We start from the raw sequence: 25400 nt of genomic DNA, 5'->3' as shown, positions 1-25400 counted from the left end.
TCAAGGTTGTAGCACAGTCGCGGCCTGCAACGTGAGCAACACGGTCAGCGCTCCGCCGAGGCGAGTCACCAGAAGCGCGAAGGGTAGGAGGTTCACGCGATCTCCTGCGCTGAGGATCGCAATGGCGCCAGTTCCGCCCATGGCTACCCTTGAAAGCGTGATCGTTGCGCCGTCGGCCGGGTTCAGCCCCATCCATCTCGAGACGAGATAACCGGTAACGGAAAGAGCCAGGACCGCTGCGAACGCCATGCTCAGGAGGGGCGCTGCAAGGCCCGCCACGAGGTATTCCCAAGGCACGAGCATCAGGCCGACCAGCCACAACACGGGAAAGAGCAGGTAGGACGTGAAGTAGTTCTGGACGGCTTTCATTCCGCGCACAACGGGTGCCGGTATACCATCCAGCGCGCTGGCCGTCATGCCCACGAGGATCACGACCAAGGGGCTGGAAACTCCGAACCAATGCGAAACCACGGCGCCGCAGACATACAGCGCGATGATGGCGCCGATCGCCATGCCGATATCGCCGGCGCGGACAGACTCCGCGGCGGCCGATGTAGCGGCGGCGCCCCGGACCCCATCGGCCGGACGGATCATGCCGATTATCCCCGCGACGGCAATCGCCAGGAGATTGGCGACGAGCAGCGAAGGAAGCATCTGGGCCAGCAGCGCCCCCTGCATCTGCCCCCATTGGTTGGCGTAACCCGTCGCAAGCGGCAGCGCTCCAGCAGTCAACCCACCGGCCATCATCGGTGCCACCTGCAGGAAAAACGCACTGGAGAAATCCGTCGCCCATAGGGCCGCCCAACCCCATGTCGCCGCCAATGCCGCGAGGCTTCCGCAGAAGACCGGGACGCCAAGCTTCATGGCCATGCTCCGCATGATTTTCCAGTCGACCTGCACGCAGCCGCCGAGAACAAGAACGCTGATAACCCATCCCACGACGTCCAAACGCTCCATGGCGGCGCCCAGCGACCCGATCGTGTTTCGGGGCACCCATGAAAGGTCTGCAAGCAGCGATGGGACGACTAGGCAGAGCGCGGTGTCAATGCCGATCAAGCGTAGCCACGAAACGCGGCGGAACTCCGTGCAGACGAAGGCGCCGAGAACTACAATCGCGAGAGCGGCGCCAAGGCTGCCCACAGACACAGCCGAATCCGCGACAGCCGCAACGACGCCAACAACGAGCGCTAATACAACAGCGCTTAGGAGACGCGTACTTAGCGCCATCCACCGATGCGAACTTGCCGTGCTGGATATCGCACTTTTTTTGAACTCGGGCATCGGGGCCACCTGCGCTCTTGGCCATCATAAGGCACAAGCGCCACAGCCTGCACAAGCCGCGTAAGCAGTGCGTAAGCACGCGGGAGAAAAATCAGTGCGGGTTTTCGGATAGGAACGCCGCTCGTGTTGTTGAGAATATCCAGTTGCTTCAGATGGATAGTAGCATAGCGTGCCCTATCGCATTTTTCGGATGGGCACGTTATCTTGCTCCGAAGGCAAAGGTCACACGTTCGAATCGTGTCGGGTGCGCCACGCCGAAGCAGACCTGGATCACCACCACGACTGGAGCACCTGTTCGATCCCGCTGTTTCGCTAGCTGGCTGCCGGGTACGTCGACGTCCGTCTGATGTCTGATATACGTCCCGGTCAAGCGTTTCCCCCGCAATCGCGGCTGCCTTGCGAATGCCGTGGTGAGCGCCACCGGCACGCTTCTGTGCGAACCGCCGCTTGCGCGAAAACGTATCAAAGGCGCCATCGACACCTGACGAGAGAGGCGCGCCTCCTCTATAACACGTGACCACGCGGGACCCAGGCCGGGGATTGCCCCTCGATGGACATTCAGTTTCTCACTCTGATCGCGATCGGCTTTGTCGCGCAAATGGTCGACGGGGCCCTCGGCATGGCGTTTGGAGTGCGGGGTAACGCGGGAATGTTGAAAGCCCGCCGCACCTTTTTGAAAGAGGACACAGGATGGGCATGAGCTTCGAGCTAATGGTGCTGGCAACCGCAACTCTTTGGGGCTTCCTTCAGCTCGTCGCTGCGGCGCAGGCCGCAAACGCGCAGTACGGCCTCAAATGGGCCGCGAGCCCGCGCGACGTCGAGATGCCGCCGCTCACGCCCATCCCCGGGCGCATCAATCGTAACTTCCGCAACTACATGGAGACGTTTCCGTTCTTTGCCGCGGCGGTTCTCACTGTTCAGGCGGCGGGCGTTCACAATGAGCTGACCCATTGGGGATCGATTGCCTATATCTGCGGGCGCATCGCTTACACCGCGCTTTATATATCCGGAATACCGCTCATCCGCTCGCTGTTCTGGAACATCGCCGCCTTTGGCATGCTCGCGGTCCTGGCAGCGCCTTTCGTGCCGCGCTGAAGCGCCCGACGGCACCGGATGCGGGCTTCTTTTGCGTAGGCACCCTGCGCATCGCCGCGCGCAACAGCGTACACCATCAGCGAATTTGCTGCGCCATCATAGCGCCACGGCGAAGCAATAGTGCCCTCTCCATCGACCGTGGCGCGCGCACTGTTGCCGGGCGCACGCGTGCGACGAGATAGTCGCGGCTCTACCGGCCAAGTTCACGCTGCGCCTCCGCTAAAAGCGTGCGGCTCGACCAGCAGGCCTTGTCGTTCATGATGCCGCGTCAACCGGCGAGCCCGCCCAAGGTCAGCTCTCCGACGATGGAGTCGATCTGGCATTGGCTTGCATGGGCGCGCGCGCATAGGCCTCCGGGATAATAATCGAGGGATCGGCCGGGTCCAGTGCATCGTGCGTTACCACCGTACCCACGAGTGCTGTCGAGGCAAGATCGAAGTCGGTCTTCTGTGGCGAAGCGAGCGAGACCTGCACCTGCGTCCGATACAAAACGTAGGCCGCAAGCAACGCCTGGACCATCGCGGTGAACAGGAACAAGGCGCGTGGCCCTTCCGCCGACATGAAGGCAGCGGCAATGAGCGGTCCGACCACTGAACCGAGGCCGTTGGTGAGCAGGATCGTGGCGGCGATCGGTACGACATCACTCGCTGGGGTCTTGTCATAGGCATGAGCCGCAGCGAGCGAATAGCCGGGCAGCGCGAGCGCCCCGAAGAGGATACCGAACAGCAGCAGCATCATTCCGGATGCGGAGATCAGCCACGAGGCAATGCCCGCGGCGGCGGCTCCGATCAAGAGAACGAGCAGCACCAGGCGGCGATCGACGCGGTCGGACAGACGGCCTACCGGCCACTGGACGATGGCTCCGGCCAGCACTGCCGTACTCATGAACAGCGCCACCTGATCGATGCTGAGGCCGCTGCCGGCGGCCGACAGCGGCGCAAGGCCCCAGAATGCACCGTTAGCTGCGCCAATCATGAAACTTGCGACCAGCGCGACGGGTGCCGCGCGGTATAGCTGTCCGACGCGAAGGCTGACGGTGGTAATCGGTGCTGGTTGCGCCGCACGGGTCAGGGCCACCGGAACGATGGCCAACGAGGAAAGCATGGCAGCCACCATGAAGTTCCCAGCCTCAGCGATCGGATAAAGCGTTACCAGGGCCTGACCAAATGTGATGGCGCCGTAGTTGACCACCACGTAAGCCGACAGCACGAGCCCGCGAGTCTCGTTGGAGGCGCGATCGTTGAGCCAGCTCTCGACCACCAGGTAGAGACCTGCGAGGCAGAGGCCGGTTACGCCGCGGAAAACTATCCAGGCCACGACCACCGGCGCGAGCGCGTGGGCAAGCGCCACGGCTGCCGCCACCGCCACCATCGCTGTAAAAGCGCGAATGTGTCCGGCGCGCTGGATCAGATAAGGCGCGAGCAGACAGCCGCTGACGAAGCCGACGTAATAGGCCGAGCTGATGACACCGAGCGCAAGATCGTCAAAACCTTCCGCGCTGCCGCGCAACGGCAGCAACGTGAATTGCAAGCCGCTGCCCGCCAGCAGGAACGCCAGCCCCAGGAGCAACGACACGATCGGGCGCAAGGTCTTCGGCATCCGGATCGACTCAACAGTCACCAGAGTCCAGTTTCATTGAATCTACGATGTGTTGATAAGACCGTAGATCATAAGAAGTTTCGCGCCCAGCGTATCGGATGGGCCGCCGCGTGGACCATTGCCGGCCATCGAGCGCGACCCGAAGGCATGCGGCGGAAACTTTGGCTTGAAGTCAGGCTACGGAAAGCACATTTGACAACCGCCCGCTAAACATCGTCAGAGGTGACATGGCCGTGTCCAACCCGCGCGACTTTCACGCTCCGCAATCGTCCTACACAAGAGAGGATCTGCTCAAGTCGAGCGAAGGCGGCTATTTCGGCCCGGGCAATGCTCAGCTCCCGGCACCGCCCATGCTGATGATGGACCGCATCATCGAGATCAGCGTAGACGGCGGCGAATTCGGCAAAGGCCATGTCATCGGCGAGCTCGATATCACGCCGGACCTCTGGTTTTTTGACTGCTACTTTGCCGGTGATCCGGTAATGCCGGGCTGCCTCGGTCTCGACGCCATGTGGCAGGTCATTGGCTATTGGCTTGGCTGGTCGGGCTCCCCAGGCAAAGGACGCGCGGTCGGCGTTGGCGAGGTCAAGCTACAAGGCGGTGTCAAGCCGGACACAAGGCGCGTGCGATACGAGGTCAGCATGCGCCACGTCAGGCGCGGCAAACTGGCGGTTGCGATTGCGAACGGACGTGTGTTTGCCGACGATACATGCGTCTATGTCGCCAGGGATATGCGGGTCGGACTGATAGCGTCGGCGAGCTGATATGCAACCCAGGAAAGAAGCCCCAAGCGGGCCACCGTAAATTTCGATCGTATCACTGTCGAGGATGGCAGTTGGATCGATCGAGTTACCCATCTGGGACGGCGAAGGTAAATGGATCTTACCCACGCCGCCTGAATTCGTTAACTCCCGGAGCGCACCGCCGTCAGTTCACCGCGCAGCTTGCGGAGTGGGTTGGCGTATTGCCGGAAGCGGCCTGACAGAAAGCCTCATAATAGGCTTCCAGCTCCGCTACGGCGCGATGCTCCCATTCCCTGGCTTGCGCCAGCAGGGAACCGCTATGAAGCGGCCGGAAGGCCGCGGTCTGGCGGTACAACGATGCGATTGTGCGGTAGCGGCGAACGTTTTCCATGATGGCCAGCCCGTTCATTGTTTGGATCTCCCCATTCCCTTTCCCGGGCACGAATTTGCGGCAGAACGATTTTCGATTAGTTAGCGGGACTGGAAGAGAGCGCGTGTGGTTTCCGAACTGTTGACGGCGGATGCTCGGCCGACGGTGCGGCCCCACCGGAGTCCGCACGCTCGACCGCTTCACTCATCTGGGCTGTGCGCGTTGACTGCGGCGAGGTCGAGGGATTGCTATTCGAACAGAGAACCCCTTCCGAACGATTGCCAGCCGAAATAAGGGACACAGTGCTCCCCTCGCGCGCTATCGCCGGGATCAGCAGGGCGCAGGCGAGGTAGGCCAGCCCGAGGCCGAGAAGTGATGCAGACAGAAGTGCGGCCGCGGACGGCAGTCTTGCCCGCTCTCCTCGCGGCGATGGTTGCGGCTCGCTTGCAGTGATGACTGACATTCGATCGACCTGAAAATGAGGAGTTCGGACTGCAAGAAATCACTGCCCACGATGACACTTCAACCAGCGCTACTGCTGGTCCGTCGGGGAGACGCCGGACGCGCGACGAAGCCGCAACTTGCAATCATCGCGCGACTACTTGGGCACACGTTTGGTGGTCAGGACACACCTAGGCGCGGTGTTGATACTCATCCGACGATGATGTGAAGCCGTACCTTAATGGTGCTTGTGTGCGGCACCATTGACGCCACTGACGGCGGCTCCGACGTTCTCCTCGACGTTGTAGATGATATCGACAGGCCCGGCCTTCTCGAACACCAGCGTGCCCTTCACCTTCTGGCCGATCAGGAACGGCTCCTTGAGGCCCATCAGCAGGATGCGATAGGCGCCGGGCTTGAGCTCCACGGTCTTGCCGGGCTTGATCTCGAGACCGTTCGCGAGCGGCCGTGTCTTCGCCATACCGTCCACATCGACCACCTCGTGCACCTCGATCTGGCCTGCCGCGGGCGACGTGCCGCCGATCAGACGATCCGCAGTCTTTCCCTTGTTGGTGATGGTGAGATAGCCGCCCGCGATATTGGCATCCTTGGGAGTCGGGCGCGACCAGGGATGACCGATATCGAGCGCGCCGACCTTGTACTCGTGCGCGCCGGCACCGCTCGCAATGAGCAAACTCGCTGCGACAAAAATAGCCGCGGTGACAAACACAAAGATATCTCTGACGATAGTTGTCATAATTATTGTCCTACTCCGATACGCGCGCTGGACAGAGAAGCATGTAGAGAATCAATCGGACGCGATTACGGCTGGCGCTCGCCGTGATTACGGCCGCTGCCGGACGTGATTGCGGCCACTGCGCTGTGACGCGAGCGACCCCGGACATACAACCAAGCAAACGATTGCGCCTCTCTCGCCATTCGCCCAACACGCGACAGCCACACAGACGCCTCGCCCGCGATGACGCGCTCGCTTTTCCGCTTCGCTTCGGTCGCCAGCCAGCCGCGCTTCTCGCAAGATCCAGTCAATCTCGCGCCCGATTGCGATGGCTAATCGCCAGACAGTGAGTACAGGGGGCGTATGTGTGTGCGTATCTTCGACGGCCGGCGGCCGGCATCTTTTCATCCATGATACTTTTTCTCACCGCTCCCGCAGAAGCGCATCATCCCGGCGGCGGGGGCAATACCGGCAGCGGCGGGCCCATCAACACCATCTCGGCCGACACGCTTTCCGAAGGACTGATCGCCGCATCCATCCGCTACGAGTTCATCCGATTGGGCCAACTCAGCGATGCCGACCTGCTCGCCGCAGCAAACCGGGGCACGCACGCGCATTCGATCCGCTCGATCGACAGCGTCTCGCTTTCGGTCGCCTACGGCATCACCAACGACCTGACCGTTGCCGTTCGCGCGGCCGGCGTCCGCCGCTCGGATATCCGTGAGCCCGGGCAGGACATGCTGAGCGGCGGCCATATGGGCATGATGGATGCGAGCGACATGAGCGGCCTGATGAGCCCCGACGGCATCAACCGGCGCGGCAATTCGGCGGGGTTCGGCGACGTCACCATGCTCGGGCAGTATCGTTTCCACAGCAACGCGCAGAGCGGAACGTCGGCCGCCGTGCTGTTCGGCTTCAAGGCGCCGACCGGCAGCACCAACCAGCGTGACGCCGCCGGTCAGCTTTTTCAGGCCGAGTTTCAGCCGGGCTCGGGGTCCTGGGACGGCCTGTTCGGCGCCGCCTTGACCAAACGCGCTGGCCGCTGGTCGTTCGACGTGAGCGGCCTCTATTACCTGATCAGCACGGGCACGCAGGACACCAATCTCGGCGACCGCTTTTTGTTCGGCACCGCCGTGTCGTATCGCCTGGTCGGGCCAACCGGATCCGCGAAAGAGGTGGAGCTGCACGAATACTGCATGCAGCCGCGCAATCAATTGCAGGAGCATTGCCTCTATCACGCCAACCACGACCACAGCGACATGAAGAAGACGCCCTATACGCTCGACCTCGTTCTCGAGCTCAATGGCGAGTGGCACGACAAGCAGCGCATCGCCGGCATTCCCGACCCCAATTCGGGCGGCACCACGGTCTATCTCTCGCCCGGCGTGCGGGTGGGCTTCGATCGCTTCTCCGGCTTTGTCTCCGTCGGCGTGCCGGTCATCAACCAGCACAACGGCGTTCAATCCAAGCCGGATTATCGCGTGCTCACGGGGATCAGCGCGCGGCTGAACTGAACGCTGACGCCGCTGGCCGATCGAGGCGAGTGGCTCGGGCGCGAGCTCAATTTGCGGCTCGGCGACTGATCATCGCAAGTCCCTTTCAAACGCGGAAGGGCTGACGCGAGATGTCACGCGGCCCGGACGTTGCCGAGGAATTTGCCGGTTTCAGTTTTGAGCTGCTCGGATTGCGACGTCAGTTGACCGGCGGCATTAAGCACGAGGCTCGCGGCAGCGTCGACCTTGCTCGAAGCTTCGCGCACGCCCGTGATGTTCTGCATCACCTCTTGGGCGCCTTGCGCCGCCTGCTGGACGCTGCGGGCGATCTCGTTGGTCGCAGCGCCCTGCTCTTCGACGGCGGCCGCAATGGAGCCTGCGATCTCGTTCATTTGCCCGATCGTGGTGCCGATCTCGCGGATTGCATTGACCGTCGAACCGGTCGCATCGCGGATTTCCTGGATCTGGCTGGTGATTTCGTCGGTAGCCTTGGCGGTCTGCGCCGACAGCGCCTTCACCTCGTTGGCGACGACGGCGAAGCCTCTGCCGGCCTCGCCGGCCCGCGCAGCTTCGATGGTCGCGTTCAACGCCAGCAAGTTCGTCTGTCCCGCGATGGTCTGGATCAGCGCCATGACCTCGCCGATCTTTTGCGAGGCCTCGACCAGGCGGCCGACCATGGCCTCGGTCCGGTTGGCCTGCCCGACCGCATTCTGGGCAATTGACGAAGATTGGGTAACCTGCCGCGCGATCTCCTGGATCGAGGACGACAGCTCCTCCGCTGACGCAGCAACGGTCTGGACATTCGACGCCGTCTGCTCGGCGGCGGCCGCGACCTTCGCGCTCTGATCCGTCGTTCCCACCGCAATCGTGGACATCGACGAAGCCGAATTCTGCAATTCGTCGGCGGCCGTTGCGGTGCCCTGGATCACCCCGCCGATGCTACGCTCGAATTCGTCGGCGATGCGGGACAGAACCGCTTGCCGCTCCTCGGCGGAACGCGTCTTCATCGCTTCCTGTTCGGTGCGCAGCCGCGTGGTTTCCACCAGATGATCCTTGAAGACCTGGAGGCTTCGCGCAATCCGGCCGATCTCGTTGGTCCGGTCGACGAACGGAATCTCGGCAGCAAGGTTGCCCTTGACCAGTTCGTCCATCGCCGAGCAGGTTCTGTTGAGCGGGACGACCATGCCGCGGCCGAGCCAGAATGCAGAGAAGGCCGCGATTGCCAGTCCGGCCAGCCCGGCGATTCCAGCCCAGATCATCCGACTGAAGACCACCGCGTCGATGTCGTCGACATAAACGCCGGCCTGGATGGCGAGAAGCTTGTCGCCTGTGCCAAACGCCCCGACATAGGCGAGCTTACGAAGTTCGGCTCCGCCGGCGGAGCGGGGCGCCAGATACTCGACAAAGCCGCCGCCGGCGCGCGCGGTCCGCACGATATCCTGGATCAACAGCTTGCCGCTCTTGTCCTTGAACTCCCAGCGGTTGACGTTGATGTATTTCGGATTGACGTGCACATAGGTGACGCCGGCATCGGCGCTTCCCGTGCCGTACACGCCGATGTAGTCGGCGTGTTCACCCCAGCGCATGGCGCCGATCGAAGCAAAGGCCATCTGACGCGCCCGGTCAGGCTCGATCTTGCCGGCCTTGGCCTCACCTTCGTACTGGGCGAGGATCTTCGTCGCGGACTCGACAAGATTGCGGACCGTGGTGCGCCGCTCGGCCAGGACCGCATCGCGCAGCACCAGGATCTGCAAGGCGGAGACGGCCAGCAGCACGATCGTCAGCGCCGCAATGACCATCGCAAAGCGCTGATAGACGGTGAGGTTTCGCATCCGCTTGCCTTTCCTGCCGGTTGCGAATGCGTAGCAACACAACGTTAACCGACGGTTATCGGCGGATCCTTCCGGCATGACGCCCGGCTTTGTGCGTCAGCTTCAAGGTTGAGCAAGCCGTCACGCCGCACCGCTGCCAAATCGCGCTTGAAATCATCACGCCGGGGCGACACAATGTTGCCTGTTCCTTCATCAACCGTAATGCGCCAATGCATCAGCGCACCCTGACCGGTGGCATGGTGCGGCAAGAGTGACTCATAATGGCTGAAGCCGATCTCGACGTCGTCATCCGGCAAATCGCAAAAGCGCAGAACAAGAGCCTGATGGCAGCCGTGAAGAAGCGGCGCGACCAGATCATGGCCCGCGCGGCCAAGGCAAAGGACAAGGAGACGCGGGACCAATTCCGGCTGATCGCCAAGAGCACGATGGAGCTCGGCACGGCCGCGGCCAAGCGGCTGCAAAACTCGGCGCAAAACACCGCCGATAGTTACGCGCGGGCGATCAGGAACGCGGCCGAGGAAGCAGCGACGGCGAAGGCGGCGAAAAAGCCGGCCAAGAAGAAAGAGGCCTAGCCGCGATCGGTGCCAAGCATCGCCTTCTGATGCGGCTTGTTGCAGCGGTTACAATAGCGATCCTGCCAGCAAAGTGCTCAAGAACCTGCTCTCTATTCGAGCTCGCCGCAGTGACTGTCTAACTGACCGCGCGGTAGGTGCTCGGCGTTGTACCGATCAGTCGGCGGAATCGCCGGTTAAAAGTGGCCAGATCCTCGAAGCCAGCCTTGAAAGCGATCCTGGAAATCGGATCCGAGCTCTCGCGGAGCCGCCTTGCAGCGCGGTGGAGCCGCGTATGCAGAATGTACTGATGCGGCGTCATTCCGGCTACTTGCCGGAACGTGCGCAGAAAATGATAGGGACTCATTGCAGCTTCGCGGGCAAGCGCGTTGAGCCCTAGCCTTCCATCTGGTTGTGCATCGATACGGCGGATCGCCCGGGTAATCCGCCGCTCATCGTGCGCGCTTGGAGTGCGGATAGGCGCGACTTTGTCGGCGGTCATCATCAAAACGGCGCCGGCAAGTCGGGTCGCGATTTCCTCAAGAGCTGCTCCGTCGCGCTGATCGCGGGCGACTTCAGCATCGGCGAGTAGACCAATGAGTTCGTTTGTCGGAGGCAAGCCGGCATGGACGAATGTAGTCCTGCGTGCGCCCGGCACGCCTGCGGCAATGCTCTCGAAGAATGCTGGCGCGAAATGAAACGCGAGACACCGGTCGCCCTGCGCATGCTCATGCCCGCACTCGAAGCAACTGCCGGCATTGCCGAGCAGAAGCGATCCCGGCACGAGCGTCGCGGCTCCAACCTGCGTCCGGTACTGAAAGCTTCCTTGCGCCACTGGCGAGATTGCCGTTTCGGCATGCTGCTCGACGAAAGAGTGGTCGTGCGGCCCGAAGTCGCAGACCACGTCGCGCACGCTCCAACCGGGGCCAGACGCCAATACCTGAATCTTGAGTGCCATAACACCAGAACGCACAATTCGGTCTCGGGTTCTCCAACAGAGCGGGCAACGGGCTGTTCCGGCCAGCCCCACCATATTTAGCAATTTTTCCCAAGCGAAAACCGGCGCCGCGCCACATCTGCAGGGCCAACCGGTCGATCCGGATCCCGCCTCAGGCTTGCGCTTCAGTTTCGCGGCACGGCCCGTGACAGTCAGCAAGTTCCATGCGGCGACCTTTGATTTATCCCGATGGATTATCGGATCGAGGCCCACTGTTAGGCCAATCGTTAGAGTCAGAGGAGGCTACGATGACATCTGCGCACACCAGAAATGCGCAAGCGCCAAGCTCGCTTACCACATCATTTCCTCGCGTGCTCCACGCCGATGGCCCGGATCCAGAGCGCAAGGCCAAGCTAGAACTGTATTCGTGGCTCGTCGGTCAGTGGGAGATGGACGTCACCACAATACTTGAGGACGGGTCCACCTATGCCGGTCGCGGCGAGATTCACGCAGGCTGGATATTGCAGGGCCGCGCCATACAGGACGTTTGGATGATCCCGCGCCTCGAGCAACGGCGCCCGGGTATTGAACAGCTCCCCGGGGCAGGAAATTGGTACGGAACGACGCTGCGCATCTACGATCCGAATCTCGATGCTTGGCGCATTCTATGGAATGACCCTGCGACCGACGTTTTCACGCAACAGATCGGCCGCGCACGAGACCGAGATATTGTGCAGGAAGGTCCGGATCCACGAGGCGGCTCGATGCGCTGGACCTTTTCCGAAATTGAACCGGCGTCTTTTCATTGGACGGCGGAGCGGAGTTTGGACCACGAAAACTGGCGGAAGGAAGTCGATATTCGTGCGCGCCGCATGTGAGCGGCTGCCGGCGTGTCCAGCGACCACATCCGGAGCTTACGTGAGGTCGTGTGCGCAGAACCAAAATCCACCGCAGCTCTTGCATTCGGCTACTTCGTTGTGGGGATCGGCGCTTTCGCGGTGACTGGTCTGCTCAACGAAATCGCGCGGGAGCTTGGGACGTCAGTCGCAGGTGCGGGACAGTTGATGTCCGCCTACTCGCTTGCGCTCGCGGTCGGGGCGCCGCTGCTGATACCTCTTACGAGGCGATTTGGTCGGCGGGACTTGATTGCGGCGGGACTTGGCTTGTTTGGAGTCCTGCAGTTTGCCGCGGCGGTGGCGCCGACCTACAGCACGCTTGCAGCGGCGCGCATATTTGCAGGCCTTGCTGCCGCGGTCGCCACTCCGCACTCGATCGCTGCCGCGGGTCTTGCAGCTCCGCCCGGACGGAGCGGAAGAGCCATCGCCACGATGTTTCTCGGGTTCACGCTCTCGATCGTGATCGGGATACCTGCAGGAAACGCACTCGGAGCGGTTCTTGGCTGGCGCGTAACGCTCGGCCTTGTCTGCGCAATGTCGTTCGCGAGCGCGGCGTGGGTCGCGCTCACGGTTTCAGCCAAACTGCCGAATACACCGGTAGACTGGAACGCATGGCGGTCTTTGGCGGGCAACGCAGTCATTCTATGGTTGTTGCTGACCACGGCTCTCCAGTGTGCAGGTCAATTTACACTCTATACCTACCTGGCTCCCATCCTCAGGGACAGCCTGGGCATCGATGCGACGGGAATTGGCCTTCTGTTCGGCTGGTTCGGAGTAGCGGGGCTTGCCGGCAATTACTTCGCGAGCCGCGTGATTGATCGCATTGGCGCCGGACGTGTGGTTGGCGTTTGCCTTGCCCTTATGATTGCAGCGTTTGCGATGTGGCCCATCGCATACGGCTCGCTGGTGACTACGATGCTGGCGATCTCGATCTGGGGGCTTGGCGGTTTCGCTATTCATCCGTCTCAGCAGGCACGGCTGGTGCTCCTGGCGCCGGAACTGGCTTCAGCCTCGGCGGCATTGAACCTGTCCGCCACGTATTTCGGGCAAATGCTCGGCAGCGCCTTCGGTGGCGGCCTGATCACTTGGTTCGGTGCGGATGCGCTCGCTTGGGGAGGAGCCGCTCTGCTTGTTGCTGCGATTGGAGCAGCATTTGCCGCTGGCCAGCGGCCCGCGGCAAGAGATGACGTTGAGCAAGCCTAGCCGAAAAGACGCCAAACGAGGAAGAAGCCTAGGTTCGGTCCACGCCGAGCATCTTCATAAGTTTCTGCACCGCGCTGTCGGGCGTGGTCAGCACCGGCCGTCCCGTCGCCTCGGCGACCGCGTCTGCCGCTGGCGCCAGGCTGTACTGGGCGAGCGCGATCAGGTCGCAGTCGCCCAAGCTCCTCGATGCTTCCACCACCAGGCGGTCATGGGTCGCGCGATCCCCGCGATCGAGCGCGGCTAACGCGCCTTCCGCCAGTATCGGCACCAGCTCGACCTGCGACGGAAACTCCGGCGGCATCGAGGCGAGCGTCGGCGGAAACGTCGACAACAGCCCGATCCTGCGGCCACGCGCGACGGCCTGCTCGATCATCGCTTCATTGGGCTTGAGCACCGGCATCGGGGCGTGGGCCCGTGCGACGGCTTCGATGCAGGGACCGAACGCCGAGCAGGTGAACAGGATCGCATCCGATCCGGTACCGACGGCGTAGCATCCAAGCTGGAGGAAACGCGCGGTCATCGCGTCGGTGAGCCCGCCGTCACGCGCCAGATCGGCCGACAGGCTGTCGTCGAGCAGATTCATCAGGCGGGCCTCCGGCCAAAGCCTGGCGAAGGAAGCCTCGATCGGCGCAATCGAGTGTTTCAGGGCGTGGATCAGGGTAATGCGCATATGGGTCAGTCTGGCTGCGGCGCGACTTGTGTCAACCCGCCGCGCCGCAACGTGTCACTACTTGAACGGCAGAGCGTACATCAGGCCGCCCTTGGTCCAGGTCGCGTTGAGGCCGCGATCGAGTTTTAGCGGACTCGCCTTGCCGACATTGCGCTCAAAGATCTCGCCGTAATTGCCGCCCGCCTTAATCGCCTGCAGCATCCATTTGTTGTCGAGGCCAAATCGCGAGCCGAGCTCGCCCGAAGTACCGAGCAGCCGCTGGATGGCCGGCACATTGGATTTTGCCATTTGTTCGGCGTTGGCAGCGGTGACACCAAGCTCTTCCGCCTCGATCAAGCCATAGTGAAGCCAGGCGATGATGTCGGTCCACACGTCGTCGCCGTTGCGGGTGAACGGCCCGAGCGGCTCCTTGCTGATGGTCTGCGGCAGCACGGTGTAGTCGGCCGGATTGGAAGCCGCGGTGGTGATCGCGCCGGCGAGCGCGGAAGCGTCCTGGGTCATGGCATCGCAGCGCCCGCCAAAGAACGTCTGGTACATGGTATCGGTGCGGTCGAACACGAGCGGTTTCCATTCGATGCCGTTGGCGCGGCCGTAGTCGCCGAGCGTCACTTCATGGGTCGTGCCCTGCGCGACGCAGACGGTGGCGCCATTGAGGCCCTTGAGGTCCTTTACGCCGGCGTCGGCCCTTACGACAAAACCCTGGCCGTCGTAGAAATTGACCGGCCCCTGCCGCAGCCCCAGTGTTGCGCCGCGCAGATAGGTCTGCGTCGAATTGCGGTAGAGCACGTCGATCTCGCCCGACTGCAAAGCCGTGAAGCGGTTCTGCGCCGTGAGCGCGACATAGCGCACCTTGCTGGCGTCGCCGAGCACACCGGCCGCCAAGGCGCGGCAATAGTCGACGTCGAGCCCCTTGTAATTGCCCTGCGAGTCCGGGGTGGAGAACCCGGCGAAGCCGATGCTGACGCCGCACACCAGCGTGCCGCGCTGTTTGACCGTATCGAGCGTTGCGGCTTGCGCCATCAAGCCCGACGCGGCGAGCAAGCCTGTAGCGATGATGATTCTCTTCATTCTGCTCCTCCTAATGACCAACACTCTTCAAGGCCCAGTCGACGGCGTGACCCAGCCGGTCGACGATCATGTCGATATCGTCTGATGTCGCGATATAGGGCGGCGCCAGCAGGACGTGGTCGCCGCTGCGGCCATCCGCCGTTCCACCCGAGGGATAGCAGGCAAGGCCGCCTTCGAACGCGGCGGCCTTGATCCGCTGGTGGAGCTTGAGCGCAGGATCGAACGGCGCGCGGGCGGCACGATCGGCGACGAGCTCAATGGCCTGGAACAGGCCCCGCCCCCTGATATCGCCGACGTGGCGGTGATTGCCGAAACGCTCGGTCAGGCGCCGTTCGAGCTGGCGGCCAAGATCCTTGACCCTGTCGAGCAGTTGCTCATCATCGATCACCTGCTGCACCTCGAGCGCCGCGGCACAGGCGAGCGGATGCGCCAGATAGGTGTGGCCGTGCTTGAATGCGCCCGAGCCATCCCGGATCGTATCGACGATGCGCCCGCCGGCGAGCATGGCGCCGATCGGTTGATAGCCGCCGCCAAGCCCCTTAGCGATGGTCTGGATATCGGGCGCGATGCCCTCCTGCTCCCAGGCGTGGCGCGTGCCGGTGCGGCCCATGCCGCACATCACCTCGTCTAGGATCAAGAGCGCGCCATGCCGGTCGCAGATCTCGCGGACGGCGCGGAAATATCCCTCCGGCGCCGGCACGCATCCGGCGGTGGCGCCCACCACCGGCTCGGCAATGAATGCCGCCACTGTATCCGGACCAAGGCGCTGGAATTCGGCTTCGAGCTCGGCCGCCAGTCGCGCCACGAAATCCGCCTCGGATTCGCTGTCACGTTTTTCGTGATAGGCGAACGCCGGCGTCACGTGGCTGAAGGCCGACGACAATAGCGGCGCGTAGGGCTCGCGCCGCCAGGCGTTGCCGCCGGCGGCGAGCGCGCCCAGCGTATTGCCGTGATAGCTCTGGCGGCGCGCGATGAAGCGCTGGCGTTGCGGCTGGCCGCTTTCGACAAAGTATTGCCGCGCCAGCTTGATGCTGGCCTCGATCGCTTCCGACCCGCCGCTGACGAGATAGGCGTAGGCCAGGCCGCCGGGCTCGTCGCCAACGAGCGCCTCAGCCAGCGCTTCGGCGGGCTCCGACGAGAAGAACCCGGTATGGGCAAAGGCCAGCTTCGATGCCTGCCGCGTCATGGCCTCGAGCACGCGAGGGTGCTGGTGGCCGAGGCAGGAGACGGCCGCGCCACCGGAAGCATCCAGAATCCGTCTGCCATCCTCGGCGACCAGCCAGACGCCATCGCCGCCGATGGCCTTCGGCGGCGTTTCACGCAGGCTTCGGTGCAGCAACCGGCTTTTGCTGGCTCCCATGGCGATCAACCTTTCTCCGCGACATATTGCGACAGCGCGGCCAACCGGCCTTCGGTCTCTTCGAGGCGCCGCTTGGCGCCGGCGCCGCCCAGCACGAAGGTCACGGCGGCCAGCGACTGTGCGATGGCGATGGCGCCGGTGAGGCTCGGAAAGAATCCCGGCGACGCGGCGGCCTCGTACAGCAACAGATGGTCAGCCCCCTCCGCCATCGGCGCCGTAATCGTATCGGCAATCGCAACCAGCGTGGCGCCGGAATCATGGGCCACCCGCGCCGACAAAACGCTTGCCCTCGAATAGGGCGCAAACCCGATAACGACGACGGCATCGCCGCTATGGAACGCGCCCAGATCGAGATCTTCGGGACCCGAGCCGCCGACCAGATGCACCGCGTCCGGCCGGAACAGGCGGAGCTGATAATTGAGCAATTCCGCAACGCTGCGGCAGCTCCGAAAGCCGGCGATCCAGATGCGCCGCGCGGCGTGCAGAGCCTTGGCCGCGTTGGCCACCGAGCCGGCCGAAATGCGCGCAAGACCTGCCGCCTCGGCTTCCAGCTTGTCGGAGACCAGCGACATCTCGGCGTTGGGCCCTTTCCCGCCGCCTTTGGCGCGACCCGAAAACGGCGAAGATTGCGCGGGCCGGCGGGCCTCGGTCAGCGCGGCGCGCAATTCGTCCCATCCGGAATAGCCGAGCGCTTTTGCAAGCCGGGTGAAAGCGGCGGGATCGGCGCCGGCCTCGGCGGCGAGATCACGCATCGAGCGCGTGGTGGCGTCATAGTCATTGGCGGCAACGAACCGGCCGACTTGCTGCAGCCGCATCGGCAACGATGGCAGCGCACTGCACAAATCGTTCAGCGGCGAGGATTTCGGCCGGAGCTGCGCCATGAAACATATGTTGCACAGAATTCATTTTGGTGCAACATTTGAAATGCGCCTTGCGGGCCCATCGCCGAAGATCGCTACTGGAAGGTCGCTGCTGCAATACATCGTTGCTCAAAGTCATCGCCGCTTAAGTCGAGGATCCTTGTGCTGTGACGACATCCACGCCCGAATTCCCTCGCCGCTGGCGGATGCGCCTCCGCCTGAATCGCCAGCAGATCAACGGCCTCGTCTGGCAGATCGTGGTGGTAGCCATCGCGGTCGCGATCGTTGGCTGGCTCTGGTCCAACGCCCTGCACAATTTGTCGGTGCGCCGGATTTCGACCGGCTTCGCCTTTCTCGGCCGCGAGGCCGGAATGCCGATCGCGGATAGCTGGCTTGCCTATAGCCCCAGGGATCCTTACGCCCGCGCCTTCATCGTCGGCATCGTCAATACGCTCCGCGTCGCGGTCATCGGCATCGTGCTCGCGACCGTGCTTGGCACGCTGATCGGCATCGCGCGGCTGTCGTCGAACTGGCTGTTGTCGCGGCTGGCTGCGGTCTACGTCGAAGTGCTGCGCGACGTTCCGCTGCTGCTGCAGTTGTTGTTCTGGTACGTGCTGATGCAGGGACTTCCGGCGGCACGCGCGGCCTGGAAGCCGATCGAAGGCGTCTTTCTGTCGAACAGAGGCCTGGTCTTGCCAGCGATTCCGATCGAGGAAGCAAATCTGTGGGTCATCGCTGCGGCCGCTGCCGGCCTGGGCGCCCTGTATCTATTGCGGCGGCAGTTAGTGGCGCGGCAAATGGCGGACGGCAAGGCGCGTCCGCTCTGGCCCTATGCGCTGGCCCTGCTCGTCGGCCTGCCGGCGCTGGTGTCGTTTGGCCTCGGCGCGTCATGGACCATCACGTTGCCCGAACTGCGCGGCTTCAATTTTGTCGGCGGACTGACACTCGCACCGGAATATTTTGCGCTGCTGATCGCGCTCGTCACCTACACCTCGGCGTTCATCGCCGAAATCGTGCGCAGCGGCATTCAGGCTGTTCCACGGGGCCAATGGGACGCCGCGAATGCGCTCGGCCTGCGCCGTAGCTTTGTGCTTCAGCGCATCGTGCTGCCGCAGGCGCTCCGCGTCATCATTCCGCCGATGACCAGCCAATACCTGAACCTGACCAAGAATTCCTCGCTTGCGGTTGCGGTCGGGTATCAGGACGTGGTGTCGATCGCGAATACCACGCTGAACCAGACCGGACAGGCGATCGAAGCCATCGCGCTCATCATGGCCGTGTTCCTCACCATCAGCCTCGGCATCAGCCTGTTCATGAACTGGTACAATGCGCGCATCGCGCTGGTGGAGCGCTGATGCCATGACGTCGATCACGGACGCTCCGAAAAATCCGCTTCCCTTCGACGCGCGACCCCGCAGGACACCGGCCGGTCGCGCCATCCGGTGGCTGCGCGCGAACCTGTTCGCCTCGGTCACGTCAAGCATCATTTCCGTGCTCCTGATCGCGCTGCTCGCCAAGGCGTTCGTCAGCCTGGTGCAGTGGGGCTACTGGAATGCAATCTGGATCGTTTCCGGCAACCAGACCGGCCCCTGCCGGTCGATCCGTGGGCTCGGCGCCTGCTGGGCTGTGATCCCTGAAAAATATCGCTTCATCCTGTTCGGCACTTACCCCTTCAATGAGCAGTGGCGGCCGGCGCTGGTGTGCCTCACCTTCATTGCGCTGTTCTGGGTGTCGAGCCGGCGCAATTGGTGGCGCAAGGAACTGGTATTGGTGTGGGCGGCGGCGCTGGTCCTGATTGGCGTCTTGATGTGGGGCGGCGTCTTCGGGCTGTCCTACGTTTCACAGGATCGCTGGGGCGGGCTGCCGGTGACGCTGATCCTGGCGACGTTCGGGCTGGCGTTCGGCTTCCCGCTCGGGATCGTGGTGGCGCTGGGCCGCCGTTCAAAATTGCCTGCGATCCGGTCGCTCTGCGTGCTCTATGTCGAGTTGATCCGCGGCGTTCCCCTGATCAGCCTGTTGTTCATGGCGAGCGTGATGTTTCCGCTGTTCCTGCCCGACGGCGTCAACATCGACAAACTGCTCCGGGCGCAGATCGCGTTCATACTGTACGCCGGCGCCTATCTTGCCGAAGTCATCCGCGGCGGCCTTCAGGCCATTCCGAGAGGACAGCACGACGCCGCCGACGCGCTCGGACTCACCTACTGGAAGAAGAACGGCCTGATCATCCTGCCGCAGGCGATTCGCCATGTGATCCCGCCACTGGTGAATACGTTCATCGCCTTCTTCAAGGACACCAGCCTGGTGCTGATCATCGGTATCTTCGACCTGCTGACGACGGCGAAGACCTCCATCATCGATCCCGCCTGGCAGCAGTTCAGCGTTGAAGTCTACGTGTTCGTCGGGCTGATCTATTTCGCGTTCTGCTTTGCTATGTCGCGCTACAGCCGGCAACTGGAAGCGCAGTCCCGGCCGGGCTGACGGCCGATCGCGGCGTGCCTGGCCTTACCCGGCGTTATCGGTCGGTCCATTCGATTGCGGCGCGGTCCTGCAACGAAAACAGCGGTCCATCGTAAAGGAACGAGCATTGGTGAATCACCACCTGCCCGGCGCTGACGGTCACGTGCGAATAGTCCGGCAGTTCGTGCGACCCGGGAATGTGATCCGCCGTATCGAGGTCGAACGCCACCTGATGCGATAGCGCGCGCTGGATGTGGAAGGGGATGCCGCGCCAGACGCCCGAGATCGGCCGGTGCAGATGGCCCATGAACAGATAGTCCGGCTTTCGCGTGCGTGCGATCACGTCCCATTCGGCCTCGGGATTGGCGAGCTTGATGTTGTCCATGTAGCGCAACCCGGCATCGAACGGCGGATGGTGCTGAAACAGCAAAAGCGGGCGATCGGCAGGTGCCGAGCCGAGCGCGTGTTCGAGGAAGGCGAGCCGCGCCTCGCACAGCCATCCGGCATGATCAGGGGCGGCCTCGTTCAGCGTATCCAGCGTGACGATCGTGGCAGCATCGAACAAATGAATGGACTGCACAAAGCCGGATTCGTCGCGCGGCACGCCGGGGAAGAAATGGCCAAACGGACCGCGCTTATCGTGATTGCCCATCAAGAGGATGGTCGGCGCCTTCAGCCGCGCCAGGACCGAGGCGAGATTTTCGTAAGCGGCGTCCTCGCCCCAATGGGCAAGGTCACCGGTCACGATCACGAAGGAAATATCCGGGTGATCGCGATTGATCCGCTCGACCGCCGCGCCAAGCCGCTCGGTGGGATCCAGCCCGTAAAGCTTACGGCCACGGGCGACGAAATGAGTGTCGGTGAGAATGACGAATTTCATCGAACCGTGTCTCCCTGCTAGCGACCGCCGCGGCGTGGCGTGGTAGCCGCAGCGGTTCCTGGTAAGGCAGTTGTCGTCAACGCACCGAACCTACCGTCTTCGGCAGCAGCTTCTGCACGTCGCTCGTCATGTCGGCGAGCACGGCTTCCGCCTCCTTGGTGCGAGCACCCGTCACGATGGAGTTGAGATGATCCTTGATCACGTCGGTGATCTTGAGACCGTTGTCGCCGGGGAAGGCGTACCATTTGGTCAGCAGCGCGAGCTGGCTGACCGCTGTGTAATTATTCGGATTCTTGACGTAGAAATCCTTCAGGTGGATGTCGTTGGCGACCTTGTTCGGCGGCATGTAGCCGGTGGTCTCCGCCATGATCGCAGCGCCCTTCGGGCCGGTCCAGAATTTCACGACCTCCCAGGCCGCGTCACGCTTGGCCTTATCCTTGGCCAAGATCATCACGACATTCCCGCCGGCCGGCAACCGGCCGTTCGGCGATGCCACGTCCGGGAACGTGTGGGTCTTCAGCTCGAACTTGCCGCCGATCATCTGCGTGGTCTTGTTGAGGTCGGAGGTCGAGGTGACGTGAATGCCGGTCTTGCCGGCGGCAAAGGTCGCGCGCATCGCCGGCTGGTCGAGATTGGGCATGCCGGCTTCACTGACAAGGCGCGCCAGGGTCCTGATCGCGAACTGGCCTTCCGGCCCGTTGAACGCCACCTTGTTTTCCTCCGCGTTCAACATGGTGCCGCCGCGCGAAAACACCGGCGCCTGCCACAGCCAGTTGCCCGTGATGTCCCAGGCATAGGTGATGCCGTTGATATCAGGGCCCAATGTCTTGATCTTCTTGGCGAGATCGATCAGCCCGTCCCACGTCCGCGGCAGATTGGTCGGGTCGGCGCCGGCCTTCCTCGCCAGATCGAGATTGACGTAGACGATCGGCAGCGAAATCGCGAACGGCAGCGCATAGACCTTGCCGCTCGCCGTGCCGATATCGAACATCGCCTGATGGAAGCCCTGCTTGTCGAAATCCTTCTCGGCCGCGATATAGCCGTCGAGTTCGGCCGGAATGTTCTTGTCGACCAGCACGCGGATGCGATTGAGACCCTGGAAGCTCACGTCGGGCATCTGGTTGGTCACCGCCTCGCGCAGCACTTTCTGGGTGCCTTCCTCGTAGGAATCATAGGGCGCACGTAGCGTGACCTTGATGTCCGGTCGCACCTTGGCGAACTCCTCGATGATGCGCTTGTGCGTGCCTTCGAACAATTCGGCATAGGGGTATTGAACGACGACTTCGGTCTGCGCATGCGCGAGGCCGGCGGCAAGCGAAAGGGCGGCTGCGGCAATCCATGTTCTGAACATTGTCGTCTCCTGAGGTTTGAAAAAACTCGGTTACTTGATGCCGGTGAGCGTGATGCCTTCGATGAAGCGTCGCTGGGCGAACAGGAAGGCGATGACGAGCGGGGCGATGATGACCATCGCCGCTGCCATCAGAGGGCCGTAGTTGGTTCCGGCCTCATTGTTGCGGAAGTGCGCGACCGCAAGCGGCGGCGTCTGCAAATGCTCGCTGTTCAGCACGATCAGCGGCCAGAAATAATCGTTCCAGTGCGCGACCACCGAGAAGATGCCGAACGCGGTCACCGCCGGAATCGCAGTCGGAAGCATCACGCGCCAGACGATGCCGAACTCGGAAATCCCGTCCATTCGCGCGGCGTCGATCAGGTCGTCGGGCACGGTCTTGAAAAACTGGCGCATCAGGAAAATGCCGAACACCGAGATCGTGAACGGCAGAACCAGCGCCGCATAACTATCGAGAACACCCAGTTTATGCAGCAGCAGGAAGACCGGGATCGCGGTCGCCTGCGGCGGAATAAGGATGCAAAACACTACGAGCGCGAACAGCACGTCACGGCCGAGAAAGCGCAATTTGGCGAGGGCGTAGGCGGCCGGCAGGGCGACCAGCACCTGAAGGCCGAAGATCGAGGCCGTGACGATCAAGCCGTTGAGCAGATAGCGCCATAGATCGGCCTTGGCGAAAGCTATCAGCAGATTGTCCCACAGCGCGAAGTGGTAGGGGATCAAGTGCAGATCGGATGAAAAAATCTCGGTTTGAGGTTTTGACGCGGTCGACACCATCCAGATGAACGGCGTCAGCATCACCAGCGCTCCCGCCAGCAGCACGATGTGCCGGGTCGCAGACCACAGAAGCATGTGGGCCCGCGGCGTCATGCGTAGTGCACTTCCCGATTGCCGAGCGCCGATTTGAGCAGGGTGAGCAGCAGCACGAAGGCCAGGAACACGACGGTAACGGCCGCGCCGTAACCGGAACGGAAGAACTCGAAGCCTTCGGTATACATCGTGTAGATCAGCACTTCCGACGATTTCGAGGGGCCGCCCTTAGTCAGGACCTGAACGGTGTCGAACACTTGGAACGAGCGGATTGCCGAGATCGCCACCACGAACAGGGTAACCGGCCCGAGCATCGGCCACGTCACCAGGCGGAAACGCGACCACGCGCCTTCGGCGCCGTCGATCTCGGCCGCGTCGTAGAGATGCTTCGGGATCGAGACGAGGCCGGCGAGAAACAGCACCATGTTGAAGCCAGTGGCCTGCCAGATACCGATCAAGCACAGCGAATAAAGCGCGGTGCCGCGATCCTGCAGCCAGCTATGGCCCTGCACGCCGGCGGCGCGCAAAAGTCCATTCACCAGGCCGAACTGCGGGTGCAGCATGAATTCCCAGACGATCGCCATCGCAATCAACGTCGCCATGACAGGAAGGAAGTAGACGGTGCGATACCAGCTCTTGAGGCCGGCGCCGCTCTGGATCAGGAGCGCAACGCCGAGCCCGAGCGCCACCGCGCCGGGCACTACGATCGCGACATAGGTCAGCGTGTTCTTCAGCGAAATCCAGAACACCCGGTCGGCGAACATCTCCCGGTAGTTCGAGAGGCCGATCCAGGAGAACGCAGGCGCGCCGAGCTGATAGTCGGTGAACGAGAGCGCGATCACGCCGGCGAGCGGGCCGATCAGCATCAGCAGCATCAGCACGAGGGCTGGCGCGGCCAGCGCATAGGCTGCCTGCGATCGCCCTGTCCGGCGGAAACTGGCAAACACCCGCGCAGGGACGCGTGGCGCCATCGCCACTCCCTGCAGCGCGGTGGCGGCGTCAGACAACGGCCATCTCCCGCGGCCGCTCGACGCGCGACGGGACCGAAGTCACGATGCGCTTGCCATCAGCGTCGAAGGCGCGAACCGCCTCCGGCGCAAAGCCGTAGCCGACGGTGGTCCCGATCGCGGGCAACTGGCTGGGGTCGTTGACGCGCGCCACCACAGGCGCATCCGTGCCCGCGCTGCCGATATGGACGAAGGCTTCCGATCCCAGATTTTCCAGATGCACGACCGTGCCGGAAAGCAATCCGTGCGAAGCCAGCTCGATCCGCTCCGGCCGGACGCAGATGCGGCACTCTCCTTCCGGCGCCGCGGTCGCCACATGGAGAACATGTCCGAGCATCTCCAACCGGCCATCGCTGCGGATACGACCGGGAAATGCATTTATCTTCGGCGTTCCGACGAATTCGGCGACGCGGATATCGCAGGGGTCGTCATAGACGATGGCGGGCGTGCCGACCTGAATGAGCTCGCCGCCGATCATGACGGCAATCCGGCCCGACATGGTCATGGCTTCAGCCTGGTCATGGGTGACATAGATGAAGGTCGTCTTGAGCTGACGGTGCAACTGGGCAATCTCGGCGCGCATGTGCACGCGAAGCTTGGCGTCGAGATTGGATAGCGGCTCGTCGAACAGAAACGCACGCGGTTGACGCACAATGGCGCGGCCGACGGCTACACGCTGGCGCTGACCGCCGGACAATTGCCCGGGCTTGCGCTTCAGCAGCGGCGAAATTTCGAGTTGCTCGGCCACCCTTTCGACATCGTCGCGAATGATGCGTTCGGCGCGGCGGCGGCTCGGCATCAGCCGGCCCACGAACGGCGCCCGCTCCAGCGCAGACAGGCGCTTCATCCGCAGCGGAACGGCGATATTGTCAAACACGCTCAGGTGCGGATAAAGCGCGTAGGACTGGAACACCATTGCCAGATTGCGCGCGCTCGGCCTGATGCCGTCGGCACTGACACCATCAATCCGGACTTCGCCGGAGGACTGCGGTTCGAGACCGGCGATAACGCGCAGAAGCGTGGATTTGCCGCACCCGGATGGGCCGACGAGGGAGATGAACTCCCCGTCTTGAATCGTGAGATCGACGCCTTTCAGAACCTCGGCGCCGTCAAAAGCCTTGCGAAGCGCCCGAATCTCGATCTCGGCCATTTCAATCCGGTATCCGTGGCTGCGGTACCGGATGTCCTAAAGGGCTTGTTTGACAGTTGTATCACAATGGAACGAACCGCCGGGCTTGGCCCCAGCTTTCCACCGGCCGCCCCCCGAAACATGGCTGATGCACCGGCGAAGCTCCGCCTACACCTTCACCAGGCTCTCGAATCCGCCATAGATCATCCGCTTCCCGTCGAACGGCGGCTTCGATTTCGGATCCATCATTTCGCTAAGCCGCGGGTCCGCCATCACTTTGGCGTTGATCTTGTCGCGCTGGGCGCGCGACTTGTAGGTGATCCAGGCGAACACGACGGTTTCGCCCGGCTTGAGCTTCACGGCGCGCGGAAACGACGTGACCTTGCCGACCTTGACGTCCTCAGCAACCCATTCGCGATAGTCGAGCGCGCCATATTCGCGCCAGATCTTGCCGGCCTTCTTCGACAAGCGGGTGTAGGCCTCGAGATTTTTCTTCGGCACGGCGACGATGAAGCCATCGACGTAAGGCATTGCATTACTCTCCGGTATTTCTGTCGATACGACGTCATCTCGGGAGATGCGCAGCATCGAACTGTGGTGCGCAATTGCGCACCTGAGAATATCGAGATTCCCC

26 protein-coding genes are annotated in these 25400 nt (G+C 62.8%); 9 read left to right on the top strand and 17 right to left on the bottom strand.

From position 1 onward, the window contains the following. A complete protein-coding gene (locus V1273_RS01920; protein ID WP_334408542.1) occupies positions 1–1281 on the bottom strand; it encodes a 2-hydroxycarboxylate transporter family protein in 1281 nt (426 codons plus the stop codon). A gap of 550 nt (positions 1282–1831) precedes the next feature. Between V1273_RS01920 and V1273_RS01915 the strand changes: the two genes are divergently transcribed. After that, positions 1832–1981 (top strand): hypothetical protein, encoded by a 150-nt coding sequence (locus V1273_RS01915; protein WP_334408541.1) that lies wholly within the window; start codon positions 1832–1834, stop codon positions 1979–1981. Beyond that, positions 1978–2376 carry an MAPEG family protein gene (locus V1273_RS01910; protein WP_334379532.1) on the top strand — a complete coding sequence of 133 codons (399 nt, stop codon included), beginning with the start codon at positions 1978–1980 and terminating at the stop codon, positions 2374–2376. The genes V1273_RS01915 and V1273_RS01910 overlap by 4 nt, the downstream gene beginning before the upstream one ends. Positions 2377–2667: 291 nt before the next feature. Here the strand turns inward: V1273_RS01910 and V1273_RS01905 are convergent, their stop codons facing one another. After that, positions 2668–3975: an MFS transporter gene (locus tag V1273_RS01905; RefSeq protein ID WP_334408540.1), complete on the bottom strand. Its 1308-nt coding sequence runs from the start codon at positions 3973–3975 to the stop codon at positions 2668–2670. 233 nt (positions 3976–4208) lie between these two features. Here V1273_RS01905 and fabA point away from each other — a divergent pair, with 233 nt between their 5' ends. After that, the gene (fabA, locus tag V1273_RS01900; RefSeq protein ID WP_334412151.1) at positions 4209–4739 is read left to right on the top strand and encodes a bifunctional 3-hydroxydecanoyl-ACP dehydratase/trans-2-decenoyl-ACP isomerase; all 531 of its coding nucleotides are present in this window, start codon (positions 4209–4211) and stop codon (positions 4737–4739) included. Positions 4740–4902: 163 nt separating this feature from the next. Here the strand turns inward: fabA and V1273_RS01895 are convergent, their stop codons facing one another. Together V1273_RS01895 and V1273_RS01890 are read right to left on the bottom strand one after the other, a co-directional pair. Further along, the gene (locus V1273_RS01895) at positions 4903–5127 is read right to left on the bottom strand and encodes a hypothetical protein (protein WP_035726722.1); all 225 of its coding nucleotides are present in this window, start codon (positions 5125–5127) and stop codon (positions 4903–4905) included. Between the two features lie 640 nt (positions 5128–5767). Next, on the bottom strand, positions 5768–6286 hold the full coding sequence (locus V1273_RS01890) for a copper chaperone PCu(A)C (protein ID WP_334408539.1): 519 nt from the start codon (positions 6284–6286) through the stop codon (positions 5768–5770). 389 nt (positions 6287–6675) lie between these two features. On the opposite strand from V1273_RS01890, the gene V1273_RS01885 reads away from it, so the two are divergent. Next, positions 6676–7779 (top strand): transporter, encoded by a 1104-nt coding sequence (locus V1273_RS01885; protein ID WP_334408538.1) that lies wholly within the window; start codon positions 6676–6678, stop codon positions 7777–7779. A gap of 113 nt (positions 7780–7892) precedes the next feature. Here the strand turns inward: V1273_RS01885 and V1273_RS01880 are convergent, their stop codons facing one another. Both V1273_RS01880 and V1273_RS01875 read right to left on the bottom strand, forming a co-directional pair. Further along, positions 7893–9590 (bottom strand): methyl-accepting chemotaxis protein, encoded by a 1698-nt coding sequence (locus V1273_RS01880; RefSeq protein WP_334365988.1) that lies wholly within the window; start codon positions 9588–9590, stop codon positions 7893–7895. A gap of 44 nt (positions 9591–9634) precedes the next feature. Then, entirely contained in the window at positions 9635–9838 is a 204-nt protein-coding gene (locus V1273_RS01875; protein ID WP_334365987.1) for a hypothetical protein, read from the bottom strand. Positions 9839–9850: 12 nt separating this feature from the next. Between V1273_RS01875 and V1273_RS01870 the strand changes: the two genes are divergently transcribed. Next, positions 9851–10162, top strand: coding sequence for a hypothetical protein (locus V1273_RS01870; RefSeq protein WP_334365986.1), 312 nt, complete (start codon positions 9851–9853; stop codon positions 10160–10162). A gap of 118 nt (positions 10163–10280) precedes the next feature. On the opposite strand, the gene V1273_RS01865 is transcribed toward V1273_RS01870, so the two are convergent. Continuing rightward, on the bottom strand, positions 10281–11054 hold the full coding sequence (locus V1273_RS01865) for a helix-turn-helix transcriptional regulator (RefSeq protein WP_334408537.1): 774 nt from the start codon (positions 11052–11054) through the stop codon (positions 10281–10283). A 332-nt stretch (positions 11055–11386) separates the two neighbouring features. Here V1273_RS01865 and V1273_RS01860 point away from each other — a divergent pair, with 332 nt between their 5' ends. Together V1273_RS01860 and V1273_RS01855 are read left to right on the top strand one after the other, a co-directional pair. After that, positions 11387–11956 carry a hypothetical protein gene (locus V1273_RS01860; RefSeq protein ID WP_334408535.1) on the top strand — a complete coding sequence of 190 codons (570 nt, stop codon included), beginning with the start codon at positions 11387–11389 and terminating at the stop codon, positions 11954–11956. Positions 11957–11968: 12 nt separating this feature from the next. After that, the gene (locus tag V1273_RS01855; RefSeq protein WP_334408533.1) at positions 11969–13177 is read left to right on the top strand and encodes an MFS transporter; all 1209 of its coding nucleotides are present in this window, start codon (positions 11969–11971) and stop codon (positions 13175–13177) included. Positions 13178–13205: 28 nt separating this feature from the next. Here V1273_RS01855 and V1273_RS01850 read toward each other — a convergent pair whose 3' ends face one another. Genes V1273_RS01850 through V1273_RS01835 form a run of 4 tightly spaced genes read right to left on the bottom strand, consistent with a single transcriptional unit; the run spans position 13206 to position 17156 of the window. After that, positions 13206–13847, bottom strand: a complete 642-nt coding sequence (locus V1273_RS01850; protein WP_334408532.1) for an arylsulfatase — start codon at positions 13845–13847, stop codon at positions 13206–13208. 57 nt (positions 13848–13904) lie between these two features. Beyond that, positions 13905–14915, bottom strand: a complete 1011-nt coding sequence (locus tag V1273_RS01845; protein ID WP_334379545.1) for an amino acid ABC transporter substrate-binding protein — start codon at positions 14913–14915, stop codon at positions 13905–13907. Between the two features lie 10 nt (positions 14916–14925). After that, complete coding sequence (locus V1273_RS01840; RefSeq protein ID WP_334379546.1) at positions 14926–16275, bottom strand: aspartate aminotransferase family protein; 1350 nt, start codon at positions 16273–16275, stop codon at positions 14926–14928. A gap of 5 nt (positions 16276–16280) precedes the next feature. Further along, the gene (locus tag V1273_RS01835) at positions 16281–17156 is read right to left on the bottom strand and encodes a MurR/RpiR family transcriptional regulator (protein WP_334408531.1); all 876 of its coding nucleotides are present in this window, start codon (positions 17154–17156) and stop codon (positions 16281–16283) included. A gap of 146 nt (positions 17157–17302) precedes the next feature. Here V1273_RS01835 and V1273_RS01830 point away from each other — a divergent pair, with 146 nt between their 5' ends. Then, positions 17303–18490, top strand: coding sequence for an amino acid ABC transporter permease (locus V1273_RS01830; RefSeq protein ID WP_334408529.1), 1188 nt, complete (start codon positions 17303–17305; stop codon positions 18488–18490). Between the two features lie 4 nt (positions 18491–18494). Continuing rightward, positions 18495–19613 carry an amino acid ABC transporter permease gene (locus tag V1273_RS01825; RefSeq protein ID WP_334408528.1) on the top strand — a complete coding sequence of 373 codons (1119 nt, stop codon included), beginning with the start codon at positions 18495–18497 and terminating at the stop codon, positions 19611–19613. A gap of 34 nt (positions 19614–19647) precedes the next feature. Here the strand turns inward: V1273_RS01825 and V1273_RS01820 are convergent, their stop codons facing one another. The 6 genes from V1273_RS01820 to V1273_RS01795 form a co-directional block, all read right to left on the bottom strand. Then, complete coding sequence (locus V1273_RS01820; protein ID WP_334408527.1) at positions 19648–20472, bottom strand: phosphodiesterase; 825 nt, start codon at positions 20470–20472, stop codon at positions 19648–19650. A 76-nt stretch (positions 20473–20548) separates the two neighbouring features. Next, a complete protein-coding gene (locus V1273_RS01815; protein ID WP_334408526.1) occupies positions 20549–21823 on the bottom strand; it encodes an ABC transporter substrate-binding protein in 1275 nt (424 codons plus the stop codon). 30 nt (positions 21824–21853) lie between these two features. Next, positions 21854–22690, bottom strand: coding sequence for a carbohydrate ABC transporter permease (locus V1273_RS01810; RefSeq protein ID WP_334408525.1), 837 nt, complete (start codon positions 22688–22690; stop codon positions 21854–21856). Continuing rightward, complete coding sequence (locus V1273_RS01805; RefSeq protein WP_442894134.1) at positions 22687–23601, bottom strand: carbohydrate ABC transporter permease; 915 nt, start codon at positions 23599–23601, stop codon at positions 22687–22689. Before V1273_RS01805 ends, V1273_RS01810 begins: the two co-directional genes overlap by 4 nt. A gap of 28 nt (positions 23602–23629) precedes the next feature. Further along, positions 23630–24787 (bottom strand): ABC transporter ATP-binding protein, encoded by a 1158-nt coding sequence (locus V1273_RS01800; protein WP_334408523.1) that lies wholly within the window; start codon positions 24785–24787, stop codon positions 23630–23632. Positions 24788–24934: 147 nt separating this feature from the next. After that, positions 24935–25297: a DUF1428 domain-containing protein gene (locus tag V1273_RS01795; RefSeq protein ID WP_334365973.1), complete on the bottom strand. Its 363-nt coding sequence runs from the start codon at positions 25295–25297 to the stop codon at positions 24935–24937. Between the last annotated feature and the right edge of the window lie 103 nt (positions 25298–25400).

The sequence above is a fragment of the Bradyrhizobium sp. AZCC 1721 genome, from assembly GCF_036924715.1.
Taxonomy (GTDB): domain Bacteria; phylum Pseudomonadota; class Alphaproteobacteria; order Rhizobiales; family Xanthobacteraceae; genus Bradyrhizobium.
Note: the sequence above shows the minus strand (reverse complement) of the source record. Positions and strands in the feature narration are given on the sequence as shown.